General features: G+C 41.3%; 13 protein-coding genes. 7 read left to right on the forward strand and 6 right to left on the reverse strand.

Translation table 11 applies throughout. From position 1 onward, the window contains the following. The first annotated feature begins 21 nt into the window (after positions 1–21). Entirely contained in the window at positions 22–327 is a 306-nt protein-coding gene (locus O7C57_RS10050) for a DUF333 domain-containing protein (protein ID WP_163861509.1), read from the forward strand. 310 nt (positions 328–637) lie between these two features. Here O7C57_RS10050 and dsbB read toward each other — a convergent pair whose 3' ends face one another. After that, positions 638–1,159 carry a disulfide bond formation protein DsbB gene (gene dsbB, locus O7C57_RS10055; protein WP_154623640.1) on the reverse strand — a complete coding sequence of 174 codons (522 nt, stop codon included), beginning with the start codon at positions 1,157–1,159 and terminating at the stop codon, positions 638–640. A 232-nt stretch (positions 1,160–1,391) separates the two neighbouring features. Then, positions 1,392–2,939 (reverse strand): sodium/proton antiporter NhaB, encoded by a 1,548-nt coding sequence (gene nhaB, locus O7C57_RS10060; protein ID WP_154623641.1) that lies wholly within the window; start codon positions 2,937–2,939, stop codon positions 1,392–1,394. A 222-nt stretch (positions 2,940–3,161) separates the two neighbouring features. On the opposite strand from nhaB, the gene fadR reads away from it, so the two are divergent. The 4 genes from fadR (at position 3,162) to O7C57_RS10080 (ending at position 7,702) form a co-directional block, all read left to right on the forward strand. Continuing rightward, positions 3,162–3,878: a fatty acid metabolism transcriptional regulator FadR gene (fadR, locus tag O7C57_RS10065; protein WP_154621783.1), complete on the forward strand. Its 717-nt coding sequence runs from the start codon at positions 3,162–3,164 to the stop codon at positions 3,876–3,878. Positions 3,879–4,390: 512 nt separating this feature from the next. After that, entirely contained in the window at positions 4,391–5,692 is a 1,302-nt protein-coding gene (locus O7C57_RS10070) for a D-amino acid dehydrogenase (protein ID WP_244316419.1), read from the forward strand. Between the two features lie 48 nt (positions 5,693–5,740). After that, positions 5,741–6,811, forward strand: coding sequence for an alanine racemase (gene alr, locus O7C57_RS10075; RefSeq protein ID WP_269723971.1), 1,071 nt, complete (start codon positions 5,741–5,743; stop codon positions 6,809–6,811). 138 nt (positions 6,812–6,949) lie between these two features. After that, positions 6,950–7,702, forward strand: a complete 753-nt coding sequence (locus tag O7C57_RS10080; protein WP_154621950.1) for a MipA/OmpV family protein — start codon at positions 6,950–6,952, stop codon at positions 7,700–7,702. A gap of 66 nt (positions 7,703–7,768) precedes the next feature. Here the strand turns inward: O7C57_RS10080 and O7C57_RS10085 are convergent, their stop codons facing one another. Continuing rightward, a complete protein-coding gene (locus O7C57_RS10085; RefSeq protein WP_154621949.1) occupies positions 7,769–8,650 on the reverse strand; it encodes a D-hexose-6-phosphate mutarotase in 882 nt (293 codons plus the stop codon). 171 nt (positions 8,651–8,821) lie between these two features. Beyond that, entirely contained in the window at positions 8,822–9,817 is a 996-nt protein-coding gene (gene gapA, locus O7C57_RS10090; protein WP_269723972.1) for a glyceraldehyde-3-phosphate dehydrogenase, read from the reverse strand. A 355-nt stretch (positions 9,818–10,172) separates the two neighbouring features. Between gapA and msrB the strand changes: the two genes are divergently transcribed. Next, a complete protein-coding gene (msrB, locus tag O7C57_RS10095; protein WP_154621948.1) occupies positions 10,173–10,586 on the forward strand; it encodes a peptide-methionine (R)-S-oxide reductase MsrB in 414 nt (137 codons plus the stop codon). A gap of 118 nt (positions 10,587–10,704) precedes the next feature. Beyond that, the gene (locus tag O7C57_RS10100) at positions 10,705–11,007 is read left to right on the forward strand and encodes a YeaC family protein (RefSeq protein ID WP_163861518.1); all 303 of its coding nucleotides are present in this window, start codon (positions 10,705–10,707) and stop codon (positions 11,005–11,007) included. A gap of 721 nt (positions 11,008–11,728) precedes the next feature. Here the strand turns inward: O7C57_RS10100 and pncA are convergent. Beyond that, entirely contained in the window at positions 11,729–12,385 is a 657-nt protein-coding gene (gene pncA, locus O7C57_RS10105; RefSeq protein WP_196713136.1) for a bifunctional nicotinamidase/pyrazinamidase, read from the reverse strand. Further along, on the reverse strand, positions 12,372–13,391 hold the full coding sequence (ansA, locus tag O7C57_RS10110) for an asparaginase (protein ID WP_154621946.1): 1,020 nt from the start codon (positions 13,389–13,391) through the stop codon (positions 12,372–12,374). Before ansA ends, pncA begins: the two co-directional genes overlap by 14 nt. Positions 13,392–13,551: the final 160 nt, after the last annotated feature.

Below are 13,551 nucleotides of genomic sequence, written 5' to 3' on the forward strand. Positions count from 1 at the left end.
TCATCATAAGCGGAGTATAGAATGAATAGAAAAATCAGTAACCTGCTTAATTCTACTTTTGTTAAAGGTTTACTAGGTAGCACAATACTTATTTTAGCGGGGTGTTCTAGCTCAGATTCGATGAATACAGTGCAAGTCGATCGCTCGGCATCCCAATATGCACAACAAGTGGTTAATTTAGGACCTAAAGCCCAAGAGGCCTGTGTTTCAGCGGGTGGACTACCTTCACTTAACTTAGAACTGGATGGTGCTCAGACGGCGGTGTGTCAATTTGCCAATGGGAAGCGTTGTGCTGCCGATGTCATATTGACGGGTAGCTGTATTTAATAAAATTATTCAGTAGAACCCATCATTAACAGGTGGGTTTATGGTTTGTATTGCAGTTTCAATAAATATTGGCCTCTTTTTATGTTGCATAACCCGCCTGATATCAAACCCAGTATTCAACAGATTTCCATCATACTTTTGGGTTTTAAACTGGGGCCGATGTTTATTCAAACGTTGGCGATACAGATAAAAAAGTGAAGAAGCAATTCAAAAACGTAGCTTGTCAGGAGATAAAATGACCCCCGATAGTGTTTATCGGGAGCCTTAACCGTAAAATAATCAATATCCTTAATTGATGACGGTTTCGATATTATGCTTTTTTGTGTGAAGGGAAAAATTGGCTGATTGTGACGATAATAGCAACTAGCAGGTAAGCGCCATAAACACCAATTAGCCATTGTGGCATATCTAGCCCTAAGAAATCCCACTGTTTAACAGCACAGTCACCAGTTGCTTCGAAAATAGCTGGCGCCCATTCATTCAATGGTAACCATTCAGGGAAATTGACAAAAAAGTCACATGATGCGAACGGGGATGGATAGAGTTGTAGCATAGTGTGTTCCCATGCAAGCTCTAAGCCACGCCATGCCGCGTAAATCCAAATAATGATAGCGACCCAACGTAAAATCACATTACGTGGCGCAATAGCCCCGACTAAGCCCGCAATCATAATCCCAAACAATGCAACGCGCTCATAGATACACATAACACAGGGTTGTAGCTTCATAATGTGTTGAAAATAGAGCGCAGCGCATTCCAACATAAACGCAATAAAGGCCATTAACAGCCAAGCGCCTCGTCCTTGCGAGCAGTAGTTAAAGAATCTGAACATACTTTACTTCCCTAAATTAATGATGCGCACATTTTGCCCCTATCGACACAACAAAAAAAGATGTTAGAGACTATTTATGTGATTTTAGATAAGGATTTACCTAATATTACAAATCAAACTACTCTAGCAGGTATTTCAGAACAATGGTGACGGGATATCAATGAGAAGAATGATAAAGGCCACCCATAATGTGTCATCTGCGTGGCCTTTATGCGTTTCGGTGATGACGAAACTAAGGTAGGCTAATCCAGCCTAAGCTTTCTAGCCAATGTGTCATTGGTATCAGCCAAAACTCGACGCCTAATAAACCAACGACTGTCATTACAATGGTGTAAGGTAAGGCCATCCATACCATGCGCCCATAGGAAAGACGGATCAGTGGCGATAGTGCCGAAGTGAGTAGAAACAGAAAAGCTGCTTGCCCATTCGGTGTCGCAACAGAAGGGAGGTTAGTGCCTGTATTGATAGCGACGGCCAATAACTCGTATTGATGATGGGAGATTAAGCCTTCATTGGCGGCTTTTAATGCTTCCGTAATGTATACCGTACCGACGAACACGTTATCTGAAACAGCAGAAAGTAAACCATTGAACAGATAAAACAGTGATAGTTGCGATGATTCAGATGACTGTAAAACAAACTGAATAAAGGGGGTAAACAGTTGTTGGTCAATGATGACAGCAACAATAGAGAAAAAGACAGTCAGTAAGGCAGTAAAGGGTAATGCTTCCTCAAAGGCTTTACCTAACGCGTGCTCTTCTGTAATACCACAAAATGCAGTTGCCAAAACGATGACAGATAAGCCTATAAGCCCGACCTCCGCGAGGTGGAAAGCAAGGGCGACGATCAGCCAAATACCAATCAAACCTTGGACTATGAGCTGCGCTTTTTCTTTTTGGGTACGTTTAGCACTATTCTTTTTGTCATTATTAGTCAGCACTTGGCGAACCGGCTCCGGTAACTCAGCACCATAGCCAAATAATTTAAATTTTTCGACTAAAAAGCAAACCATGAGTCCACAGGCAAAGACTGGTAGGGTAACCGGTGCCATTCGTAAGAAGAAGGTCACGAAATCCCAATCTGCATGTTTAGCGATGATAAGGTTTTGTGGCTCCCCAACCATCGTCATCACGCCACCTAAAGCAGTACCGATACCGGCATGCATCATTAGGCTGCGTAAGAAAGCCCTAAATTGTTCAAGGGTTTGCTTTTTCTCTGCGGTATCAATGAAGCTATCGTTTTGTATATCAGTATGACTATGCTGACTAGATGCATATTGATGATAAATAGAGTAAAAGCCAACCGAAACACTAATGACAACCGCAATCACCGTCAGCGCATCTAAAAAAGCAGATAAGAATGCGCTAGCTAAGCAAAAGGCCAAGGACAATGTGCGTTTAGAGCGCACATTCAGTAACAGTTTGGTGAAGACAAACAGCAATAGCTGCTTCATAAAATAGATACCAGCGACCATAAAGATCAGCAGCAGTATGACTTCCAAATTGTTACTGATCTCATGAGAGATCTGTTTAGGCGTTGTCATGCCAATAAGGACCGCTTCGATAGCCAGAAGGCCCCCAGGCTGTAGCGGATAACATTTGAGTGCCATTGCCAAGGTGAAGATAAACTCGATGACGAGTAGCCACCCGGCGATGAACGGGTTAACGAAATAAAATACCAGTGGATTGATAACCAGAAATATTATTATTGCGAGCTTATACCAATCAGGTGAGTTCCCTAGAAAATTTTTCAAAAAAGCTCTTTTTAAACTAAAATCCATTATGTGCAGTTTTCCTCTTACTGGGTGTATTGTACAGTAAATTCACATACTACTCTTATCTTTCACATAAATTAAGTCTAATCAGTAATAGATAATATATTAATTATATGAGGGTCTTATGATTGGTTTCATTGTTTATGTGTGGTCTAACTATCTCAATTTACGACAATCTGGTATGATTTCTACAATAATCCGTCTGAAAATGTTTGGAATAATAAAAATATGGTCATAAAAGCTCAAAGTCCTGCAGGTTTTGCGGAAGAGTATATTATTGAAAGTATCTGGAATAATCGCTTTCCACCAGGGTCGATTTTGCCTGCAGAACGTGAACTATCGGAGCTGATTGGTGTGACTCGTACAACGCTCCGAGAAGTGTTACAGCGTTTAGCTCGTGATGGTTGGTTGACTATTCAGCATGGTAAGCCAACAAAAGTAAACAATTACTGGGAGACATCGGGTCTAAATATTTTAGAAACCTTGGCTCGACTCGATCATGACCGTGTGCCGCAGCTTATCGATAATTTATTGGCGGTAAGAACGAATATTGCGGCTATTTTTATCCGCACTGCATTTCGTCAAAATCCTGAAAAATCTCTAGAAGTCTTGTCTGAACGTGAAAAAGTCGAAGACAACTCAGATGCCTTTAGCGCCTTGGACTACAATATTTTCCGAGGATTGGCGTTTGCGTCTGGAAACCCTATTTATGGTTTAATTATCAATGGGTTGAAAGGGCTTTATACCCGCGTTGGGCGTTATTATTTCTCGAATCCAGAAGCGAGACGTCTTGCGCTTAATTTTTATCAGCAGCTAGCCAATTTATGCCGCGAGCAAGCGTATGAACGTATCATGGAATGTGTTAGGAATTATGGTAAAGAGAGTGGGATGATTTGGCACAGTATGCAAGGCAATATGCCTAATGATCTCGCCAATAGCCGATAATTTTAACGGAGCGCACCTCAATTGCCTTCTTTAATCTAACATCTGTTTGTCATCACTAAGGCCAGTTTGGTTTATTTAACCGACTGGCTTTTTTATTTTGTGTCCTAAGTCACTAAATTTTCGTCAATTCTAAAAACTGCGCAATAACAAAGGTATTATTCACACTAAGTAATATGATTAGAGTAATAATCTGTCATGCTGTGGTAAATTAAAATATATTAAAAGTTGTCCTTCCAAAATAAAATCCCAACAAGACAGTGTAAAACTCTAAATTAAACCACGAGCGAGCAACTGTCCAGACCGCAAATAATACATATTTTATTGTTTTTGTTAGTTATATTTAATTTTGTAAAATTTCGCCAATAGAATTTAAAACCAAAGTGTAAAGTATTTGTAATGAAATTTGAATTAATTATCTGAATTGTTAAAAATGTTAATCAACCATATTGGAAAATAAATTATAGAATATTATTCTAACTAAAAATATTTCATGCTACATGGCAGGGGGAATAATGAAAGTTTTAGTATTAGGTGCAGGTGTCATCGGTGTTACGACAGCTTGGTATTTAGCACGAGAAGGGCATGAAGTGACTGTGCTAGATAGACAAATGGATGTCGCCGAAGAAACGAGTGCAGGTAATGCAGGGCAAATTTCCCCTGGTTATGCCACTCCATGGGGAGCGCCCGGTATTCCCCTTAAAGCAGTGAAATGGATGTTTGAAAAACACGCCCCTCTCGCAATTCGGCCAGATGGAACATTGTTTCAATTACGTTGGATGTGGCAAATGTTAAAAAATTGCGATATTCAGCATTATGCAATGAATAAAAGCCGTATGGTCAGAATTGCTGAGTATAGCCGTGACTGCATTCGTCAATTACGTGCTGATACAGGCATTACTTATGAAGGACGTGAAGGCGGTACATTGCAGCTATTTAGGACTGAAAAACAGTTTGATAATGCAGCAAATGATATTGCTGTTTTACAGCAAGAAGGGGTGCCATACGAGTTATTAACGGCAAATGAGTTAGTGAAAGCCGAACCAGCCCTAGACTATGTGAAACATAAATTGACAGGTGGATTGCGTTTACCGAACGATGAAACGGGTGACTGTCAGCAATTTACCAAAAAACTCGCCAAAATGGCTCAAGATTTAGGCGTGAAATTTCGATTTGGTTGTCACATTGAACAAATTCTGACTGAGGGAAATAAAGTCAGTGGCATACGTTGTGAAGGCGAAATATTGCAGGCCGATCGTTATATCGTGGCAATGGGCTCGTATTCAACATCGTTATTACATAATTTAGTAAAAATCCCAGTTTATCCTTTGAAAGGCTACTCTTTGACTATGCCTATCATTGACATTCAACGTGCACCAACATCAACGGTATTGGATGAAACATACAAAATAGCCGTGACACGCTTTGATGATCGTATCCGTGTCGGTGGTATGGCTGAGGTTGTTGGATTCAATTTGAATGTATTAAAAAAACGCTGTGAAACCTTAAAGATGGTGGTGCAAGATCTTTATCAGGGCGGTGGGGATATTTCTCAAGCCACATTTTGGACTGGATTAAGACCAATGACACCAGATGGTACGCCGATTGTTGGTCCGACGGCTTATAGCAATTTATATTTAAATACTGGGCACGGGACATTAGGCTGGACGATGGCATGTGGCTCGGGCAAGCTATTGGCTGATTTGATTTCTGGCAATAAACCCGATATTGCATCGGACGATTTATCCGTATTCAGATATATAGATGGATTTAATACCAAATTAATTCCAAACGGTGATTTATCGCCTGCGCGTTGAGCAATTGGCTGGAAATACATTCGGATAGCATAAAAAGAAGGAAACACGATGCCTCGCCCAATTAGTGCGGTCATTCACCTGCAAAATTTTACCCATAACTTATCCATTGTGCGTCAGCATGTTGGACAAGCGAAAATATGGTCAGTCATGAAGGCAGATGCCTATGGGCACAGTATTCAACGAGTCTGGCATGCGTTAGCCGCATCAGATGGTTTTGCCATTTTAGATTTGGATGAGGCTATTTTGTTACGTGAGCAGGGTTGGCAAGGCCCAATTTTATTGTTAGAGGGGTTTTTCCAACCTGACGATCTACAGCTGATAGACCAATATCAGTTGACAACGGCACTGCATAGCCATTGGCAATTAGATGCGCTAGAAAATGCAACGGTTAACTCTGCAATACCCGTATATGTCAAATTGAATAGTGGTATGAATCGCCTTGGTTTTAGACCTGAAGAGTATGCAGAGGTACTGCACCGACTCTCTGCAATCAATAATGTGGCTTCGGTGACATTGATGACTCACTTTGCTAACTCAGATACGTTGACAGGAACAGACAAACCACACCAAATCATTAAGTCGTTTATTGATGAGAGTCTACCTGTGTGTATTGCTAATTCAGGTGCCACGTTATGGCACCCAGATACGCATTATGACTGGGTACGTTCTGGCGTCATTCTGTACGGCGCATCACCAAGTGGTTGTTGGCAAGATATTGCTGATAAGGATCTGCGCGCAACGATGACGTTGCAATCACAAATTATTGCAACGCATGATATCGCTAAGGGTGAATCAATTGGTTATGGCAGTAAGTTTACGGCGACTCATCCAATGAAAATTGCGACAGTCGCATGTGGTTACGCGGATGGTTATCCTCGTCATGCGCCAACAGGCACACCCACTTGGTTAAATGGAATGCGTTGCCCAATATTAGGGGCTATTTCGATGGATATGTTGACTATCGATATTAGTGACTGTCCTGAGGCCAAGATTGGTGATCGAGTGGAACTGTGGGGGAAAAATTTACCCATTGATGATGTTGCACAGGCAGCAGGCACTATTGGCTATGAATTGATGTGCGCATTGGCTAAAAGGGTGCCAGTGAAATATGAAAATTAGAATAATTGCATAAACTATTATTAGACATAGCTATAAATTTAGCTAAAAATGTGATCATCTCTACTAGCATTTTGGCTAAGGTGTGCATCAAGGTATGATGCACACTATTGTTCAATTATCTAATATTTCAGGTTTTATATGTCTAAAACAATTAAATTAACATCACTTGCTGTTGCACTAGGTTTCTTATCTTCCGCTGCGGTAGCAGGCACTTGGTCTGTAGGTGGTTCGGTTTTAGCACAATCAACACCGTATAAAGGCATAAAAACAAAAGATTATGTTACACCAGTTCCCATTGTTAATTATGAAGGGGAAAATTTTTACTTTCATACCTTAGCGGTAGGTTACTATTTGTGGAATGATCAAGTTGACCAATTATCCCTTGACGCTTATTACTATCCACAATTTTTTAAACCAAAAGACAATGATGATCGCGATATGCGTGAACTGGATCGTCGCAGAGACACGGTCATGGGCGGTCTGACCTACAAGCACAGAGCGGATTGGGGAACGATCAGAACCATCGCTTCAGGGGATATGTTAGGCATCAGTAATGGTTTACGTGCGGAAGTTGCTTATCTGTATGGTTTCCATGGCGATAAATGGTCTTTGGTGCCAGGTGTTGGTATCAAATGGGATAGCAAAAACCAAAACCGCTATGAATATGGGGTCTCCTCAAAAGAGTCACAAAATAGTGGTTTAGCTCGTTACCGCCCAGGTGATAGCTGGACGCCATATGTTGAGCTATCAGGTAACTATAAATTTACTGAAAACTGGAGTGCATTCGCCATGGGGCGTGTTGACCGTTTACCTAATGAGGTGAAAGATAGCCCAATGGTTAACAAATCTGTTTCTGCAATTGTTTGGAGTGGTGTGACCTACACATTCTAACGGCTGAATAGAAATGCCTAAAAAGCCCCAGACGTGCGATATGCTTTTGGGGCTTTATTTTATGTATTACTCTTGCGGTTTATTGTCTCGTGTCATCATCACTAAGGAAAGGCGAGCAGGGTGCTGACTTTCGCTTTTCATTGGTTGATTAATGCGTGCTGTTTCGACACAGACCATCTGTTTATAACCATTATTTGGCATATCTTGCATGCTGCATGATAATTCAGCCCATGGATTCCAGCACACGACATCAGAATTATGATAATGATGGATTTCAATAGTGCGTGACCAGCAATCATCTCTGACCAAGCTATACTCTTCTGGCTCAGAATAAATTCTGTCAGTATGAGCGGTTATTTTTAGGGGTTTATCTGCATAGACTTCACGGTCACTTACCTTATCAAAATAATGGCCACCTAGGCCATAGACCGTCGTTTTATGGATATCACCAACGTTGAGGTAAGTGTGCATGGCGGCCGTAGTGTCAAAATCACCATAGCTTTCTAACTCTAATTCACAGGTTTCACCGAGTTTCATACGTAATATGAGGGTAAACTCATGTGGCCAGAGTTTACGGGTATAGTCGTTATCGGTGAGGGTAAAGGTGAGGATCACACCATCTTCGTGTTCATTATGTGCAGTAAACTGCCACGGTAAAATCCGTGCAAAACCATGGCTAGGGCTGCCAGCAGGACCAAACCAAGGCCAACAAATAGGAATACCACCGCGAATAGCGGTGCCTGCTTTGAATGCACTTTCACTGCTGAGCCAGATACACGGTTTTTGACCATGAGGTTGCCAATCAATTAGTTGAGCACCTTGAATGCTAACAGCACCACGTACTTTAGGGTGAGAAATAATAATTAAGGGCAGTTCACCCAACTGACGTTGGCTAATGTAGGCTGAAAGTTGCTTAATAACGGGTAAAGCAAAGAGTGTATCATGCATAATTATTTGCCTGTATATATGGAACAGTGAATACAAATAGGTTAGCAGAACTCAGGAAAACCGTCATTCTCCCTGAGACGTAAGTGGGGGACTCCCGACAAAATTGGCGGTAAATAAAACAAAAGAGCCGCCAAAAGGCGGCTCAAATTAACCTTAAAACATGAATGACTCTTATTTAGAAATATGAGCAATCAGGTCAAGAACTTTGTTTGAATAGCCAGTTTCGTTGTCATACCAAGAAACCAGTTTTACAAAGTTATCATTCAGTGCGATACCTGCTTTAGCATCGAATACTGAAGTCAGTTTTTCGCCGTTGAAATCTGTTGATACAACATCATCTTCAGTATAACCCAGAACGCCTTTCAGCTCGCCCGCAGCAGCTTCTTTGATAGCATCACAGATTTGAGCGTAAGTCGCTGGTTTTTCCATACGAACAGTTAAGTCAACAACGGAAACGTTAGGCGTCGGAACACGGAAAGACATACCCGTCAGCTTGCCATTCAGTTCAGGAATAACTTTACCTACTGCTTTAGCTGCACCTGTTGAAGATGGGATGATGTTTTGAGAAGCACCACGACCACCACGCCAGTCTTTATGAGAAGGGCCATCAACAGTTTTTTGCGTTGCTGTAGTTGCGTGAACAGTTGTCATCAGACCTTCGATGATACCGAATTTGTCGTTGATAACTTTAGCCAGAGGGGCCAAGCAGTTAGTTGTACAAGAAGCGTTAGAAACGATTTCTTGACCTGCATAGCTCTTATGGTTAACACCCATAACAAACATTGGCGTGTCGTCTTTTGAAGGACCTGTCAGAACAACTTTTTTCGCGCCTGCTTGGATGTGTTTACGTGCGGTTTCATCTGTTAAGAAGATACCCGTTGCTTCAGCAACGACGTCAACACCCACTTCGTTCCACCTCAGGTTTGCAGGATCTTTCTCTGCGGTAACGCGAATTTTTTTGCCATTTACAACTAGGTGACCATCTTTAACTTCAACAGTACCGTTGAAACGACCGTGAGTAGAGTCATATTTCAGCATGTAAGCCATATAGTCTGCATCGAGCAGGTCGTTGATAGCAACGATTTCGATATCAGAACGCTCTTGTGCAGCACGGAAAACGATACGGCCAATACGACCAAAACCATTAATACCTACTTTGATAGTCATAGTATTTCCACCAGCTATTTATTCGTGAATTAAGTTGTAGTTAAAGTTACCAAAACCTTGCCAGCCGTCAAGCGGAATCGTGTCAATTATTGAAAAAAATCAAAACTACTCGCACTAATTGCTTACTTGTCAGCCACTTTAGAGGCAAATACATCCGCACGTATTATCGGGATTGTACGGGATAATGAAACCTGCTATCAGTGATATATGTGAAACCCGTCACAAATCAAAACACAAAGCAGCGTGTTAATTAGTTTAGAATATCTTTATAAAACTTGTTGTTAATTTTTTGTTGCGTCAAATGGGGGTATTATTAGCTTAATACCACTAAGTGATTTCAATATTTGGGTTTGATATGACAGATAAAAGTAAGCAACCGATTGATATTTCGGAGCTAAATGATATTCAGCAATATGTGACTCAACAAGCAGGAACAGAGCGTCCTTTTACTGGGGTTTTATTGCATAATCGTAAAGATGGGGTGTATGAATGTCTGTGTTGTGGTACACCACTTTTTCTATCAGAGACCAAATTTGATGCCGGATGTGGATGGCCTAGTTTTTATCAGCCAGTGAATGAAGATGCGATTAAATACATCGAAGATTTCTCTCATGGCATGCATCGAATCGAAGTTCGCTGCCAAAACTGTGATGCTCACTTAGGACATGTCTTTCCTGATGGACCGCAACCTACTGGGCAGCGTTACTGCATTAATTCAGCATCATTAAGCTTTATCGATGAGCAAACCGGCGAAAAGACTCGTGGATAGGGTGCTGAAGCAAGCTGAAGCTAAAAAACGAAATAAAGCATTATCGATTCAGCTAAATTGAAATAGATCATGAAATATCGATAGATGATTTGCTGAGTCTCTTTGAAGGAGTCGTGAAGTGAGTATAGAGTTAGAGCCAGAACAATTAGAGCAACTGTTATCAGTGATGACCCCTGAGATTTATCAGCGTTTAGTGACCGCTGTTGAATTAGGAAAATGGCCTGATGGTGTCGCTTTAACCGCAGAACAAAAAGAACATAGCTTACAAATGGTGATGTTATGGCAATCGCGTCACAATCATGACCCTGAACATATGACGATTGGTACGGATGGGCAAATTACCATGAAAAGTAAGCAGGAGCTCAAATCAATGTTTCAAGGCGAGATGCTGGCGACATTGAAACCACAAAACAAAGACTAGTTTCATCTGCTTGCCTCTTTATCTCAATAAGAGGCAAGTCATATCGATAATACGCTATTGCTAAAACGGTCTTCTCCGCTAATACAAAAGGTTAAGAGACACATTATGAAATTGTCTTCTCATTTACTCTTTTCTTTCAAATAATTTCTTCCGACGATTTTTCAAACATAAAGTCTGGCATGAGAAAGATTTTTACGGCCTCAAAGTCGGCTTTAATTAATTTGTTCACTGTTTATTTAAATTGATGATAGTCATTGATAATTAAGGTTATTTATTTGGGGTGCCATAAAAAGCATCAAAGCACTGTTTCGATAAACACGCCTGTAATTTTGCTTAATAAATAAAGATAATTTATGGCAAATAATGATTCTCATGAGCGTATCGGCAAGCCTTGATAGTGATAATAACCATGGAAGAGTCACCGGTAAGGAGGAGCTGGTGGGAGCCATAGCAACTCACATTCGCGTTCCGTAGCTATTGTTCCAGTAACAGAACGAAAGGTTACTATATTGACTAAAACTGCTCGTCAAGTTTCAGCCATTAAAGCAACAAGAATGCAGCGGTTTAAACAGACGGTGAGCAAACTTAAGTGTGTCACAGCAAGGGCAAAGTGGGCTCGCAACATGATAGCTTTAGTGATCAAAAGAGGATGCAGTTAATCTGAAATGATAGCGGGATGTTTTACCCACTGTATCATCGGATCCAGCGGGTATTTTTATGTCTATTGCAAGGAGTCGGTTGTCAGTAAAGTCGCCCCTTTTTGCGACATTTCAGCTAAGGCAAGCTCACTGTCCATCGCTGATAAGTTTACACCACGGCAACCATCAATCAGCACATCGACGTTATAGCCTAGTTTTAGTGCATCCAGTACGGTAAATTTGACGCAATAATCGGTGGCAATACCCATAATAAATAATTGCGTAATTTGCTGTTCTTGTAGCCATGCATGCAAGCGTGTTTGGCTAATCCGATCATTGTCGAAAAAAGCACTGTAGCTATCTACTTGAGGATTTTCCCCCTTAGTGAAGACTTCACAGATAGCCTCTCGATTGAGCTTTGGATGAAAGTCAGCGCCCGTTTCACCTTGCACACAATGCACTGGCCACCAGACTTGAGGAATGCCATTGAGAGTACCAATATCCCCCACACGGGTTCCTGAATTAACGGCAAAACTCAGATGGTTGGCAGGATGCCAGTCTTGGCTAGCGATAATCGGAATATTTTGTTGTTGGCATAGCTCTATGGCTCTATTCGCTGTCTCTATCACTATTTCACTGTCTGCGACAGCAAGTGCGCCGCCAGTGCAGAAATCATTTTGTAGATCAACTAAGAGTAAAGCGGATTTAATTAAATCCTCATGGGGATTATTCATCGGCATAGCTGAGTTCACCTCTAAGATTATTTTGCATTAATTCCCGAACATGTGCCGGTGTATATTCTTGACTGAGTAAGTAATGTAATTTACTTAAAGCGGCCTCAAATGTCATATCAAATCCACTAATCACCCCAGCTTCGGCAAGAGCGTGGCCTGTTGCATACCCCTCCATATTGACGCGACCAGAAATACATTGCGTCAGATTTACCACGATAATGCCGCGGTTTGTTGCATCATGGAGGATTTTCAGTAATTCAGGTTGTTGGGGAGCATTACCAATACCATAAGAACGCAGAATGAGTGCTTTCACGGGTTGCTGGAGAATATTACGTACAATTTCAATCGATAACCCTGGATAGATCATGACAACGCCAATAGGTTGAGGGGTTATCCTATGGGTAATCAACGGACCTATACCGATGGGAGCTGGACATGTGTTGAATGTGCGAATATGAATACCCGCCTCCATCAAAGGAGGACAGTTAGGAGAGGTAAATGCATCGAAGCCATCCGCATGAGATTTGACAGTACGATTGCCCCGATACAGCTTGTTGTTAAAGAACAATCCAACCTCATTAATGGGATAATTAGCGGCAAGATACAATGCATTCAGTAGGTTAGTTTGGCCATCAGAACGCAATGCCTCCAAGGGTATCTGTGACCCTGTCACAATAACGGGCTTGCGTAAGTTCTCTAACATAAAGGATAGCGCAGAAGCGGTATAAGCCATGGTATCTGTGCCATGAAGGATGACAAACCCATCATAATTGTCATAATTTTCGCTGATATCATCGGCGATATTTTGCCAATCCTCAGGTGTGATATCAGAAGAGTCGATTAAAGGTTGATGTTCTCTGATTGTAAACTCTGGCATTTCAGGACGATGAAACTCTGGCATTTTAGCTAGCTGGGCCTGAAGATGGCCTGAAATAGGAATATAACCTTGGGGAGAGTGGCGCATACCAATGGTTCCACCGGTATACACAACATAAATCGATTTCTTCTGCATTTAATTACCTAATTTATTTCTGAACACATTGCCTAACAAGATAAAAAGTGCTTGTTACCATTGGCTCTATTTGGAAGCGAGATAATTCTGACGCATTTAATTGCAGTTATCTACTGCTTAAATGGCTTTTGCTAGGGAGAATGACAAGATAAATCAATTA

It is taken from the genome of Providencia sp. 21OH12SH02B-Prov (assembly GCF_027362595.1).
GTDB classification, from domain to species: domain Bacteria; phylum Pseudomonadota; class Gammaproteobacteria; order Enterobacterales; family Enterobacteriaceae; genus Providencia; species Providencia zhejiangensis.

Coding starts and splice junctions, on each gene's coding strand:
- O7C57_RS10050 (WP_163861509.1), top strand. CDS start 22: ATGAATAGAAAAATCAGTAACCTGCTTAATTCTACTTTTGTTAAAGGT.
- dsbB (WP_154623640.1), bottom strand. CDS start 1,159: ATGTTCAGATTCTTTAACTACTGCTCGCAAGGACGAGGCGCTTGGCTG.
- nhaB (WP_154623641.1), bottom strand. CDS start 2,939: ATGGATTTTAGTTTAAAAAGAGCTTTTTTGAAAAATTTTCTAGGGAAC.
- fadR (WP_154621783.1), top strand. CDS start 3,162: ATGGTCATAAAAGCTCAAAGTCCTGCAGGTTTTGCGGAAGAGTATATT.
- O7C57_RS10070 (WP_244316419.1), top strand. CDS start 4,391: ATGAAAGTTTTAGTATTAGGTGCAGGTGTCATCGGTGTTACGACAGCT.
- alr (WP_269723971.1), top strand. CDS start 5,741: ATGCCTCGCCCAATTAGTGCGGTCATTCACCTGCAAAATTTTACCCAT.
- O7C57_RS10080 (WP_154621950.1), top strand. CDS start 6,950: ATGTCTAAAACAATTAAATTAACATCACTTGCTGTTGCACTAGGTTTC.
- O7C57_RS10085 (WP_154621949.1), bottom strand. CDS start 8,650: ATGCATGATACACTCTTTGCTTTACCCGTTATTAAGCAACTTTCAGCC.
- gapA (WP_269723972.1), bottom strand. CDS start 9,817: ATGACTATCAAAGTAGGTATTAATGGTTTTGGTCGTATTGGCCGTATC.
- msrB (WP_154621948.1), top strand. CDS start 10,173: ATGACAGATAAAAGTAAGCAACCGATTGATATTTCGGAGCTAAATGAT.
- pncA (WP_196713136.1), bottom strand. CDS start 12,385: ATGCCGATGAATAATCCCCATGAGGATTTAATTAAATCCGCTTTACTC.
- ansA (WP_154621946.1), bottom strand. CDS start 13,391: ATGCAGAAGAAATCGATTTATGTTGTGTATACCGGTGGAACCATTGGT.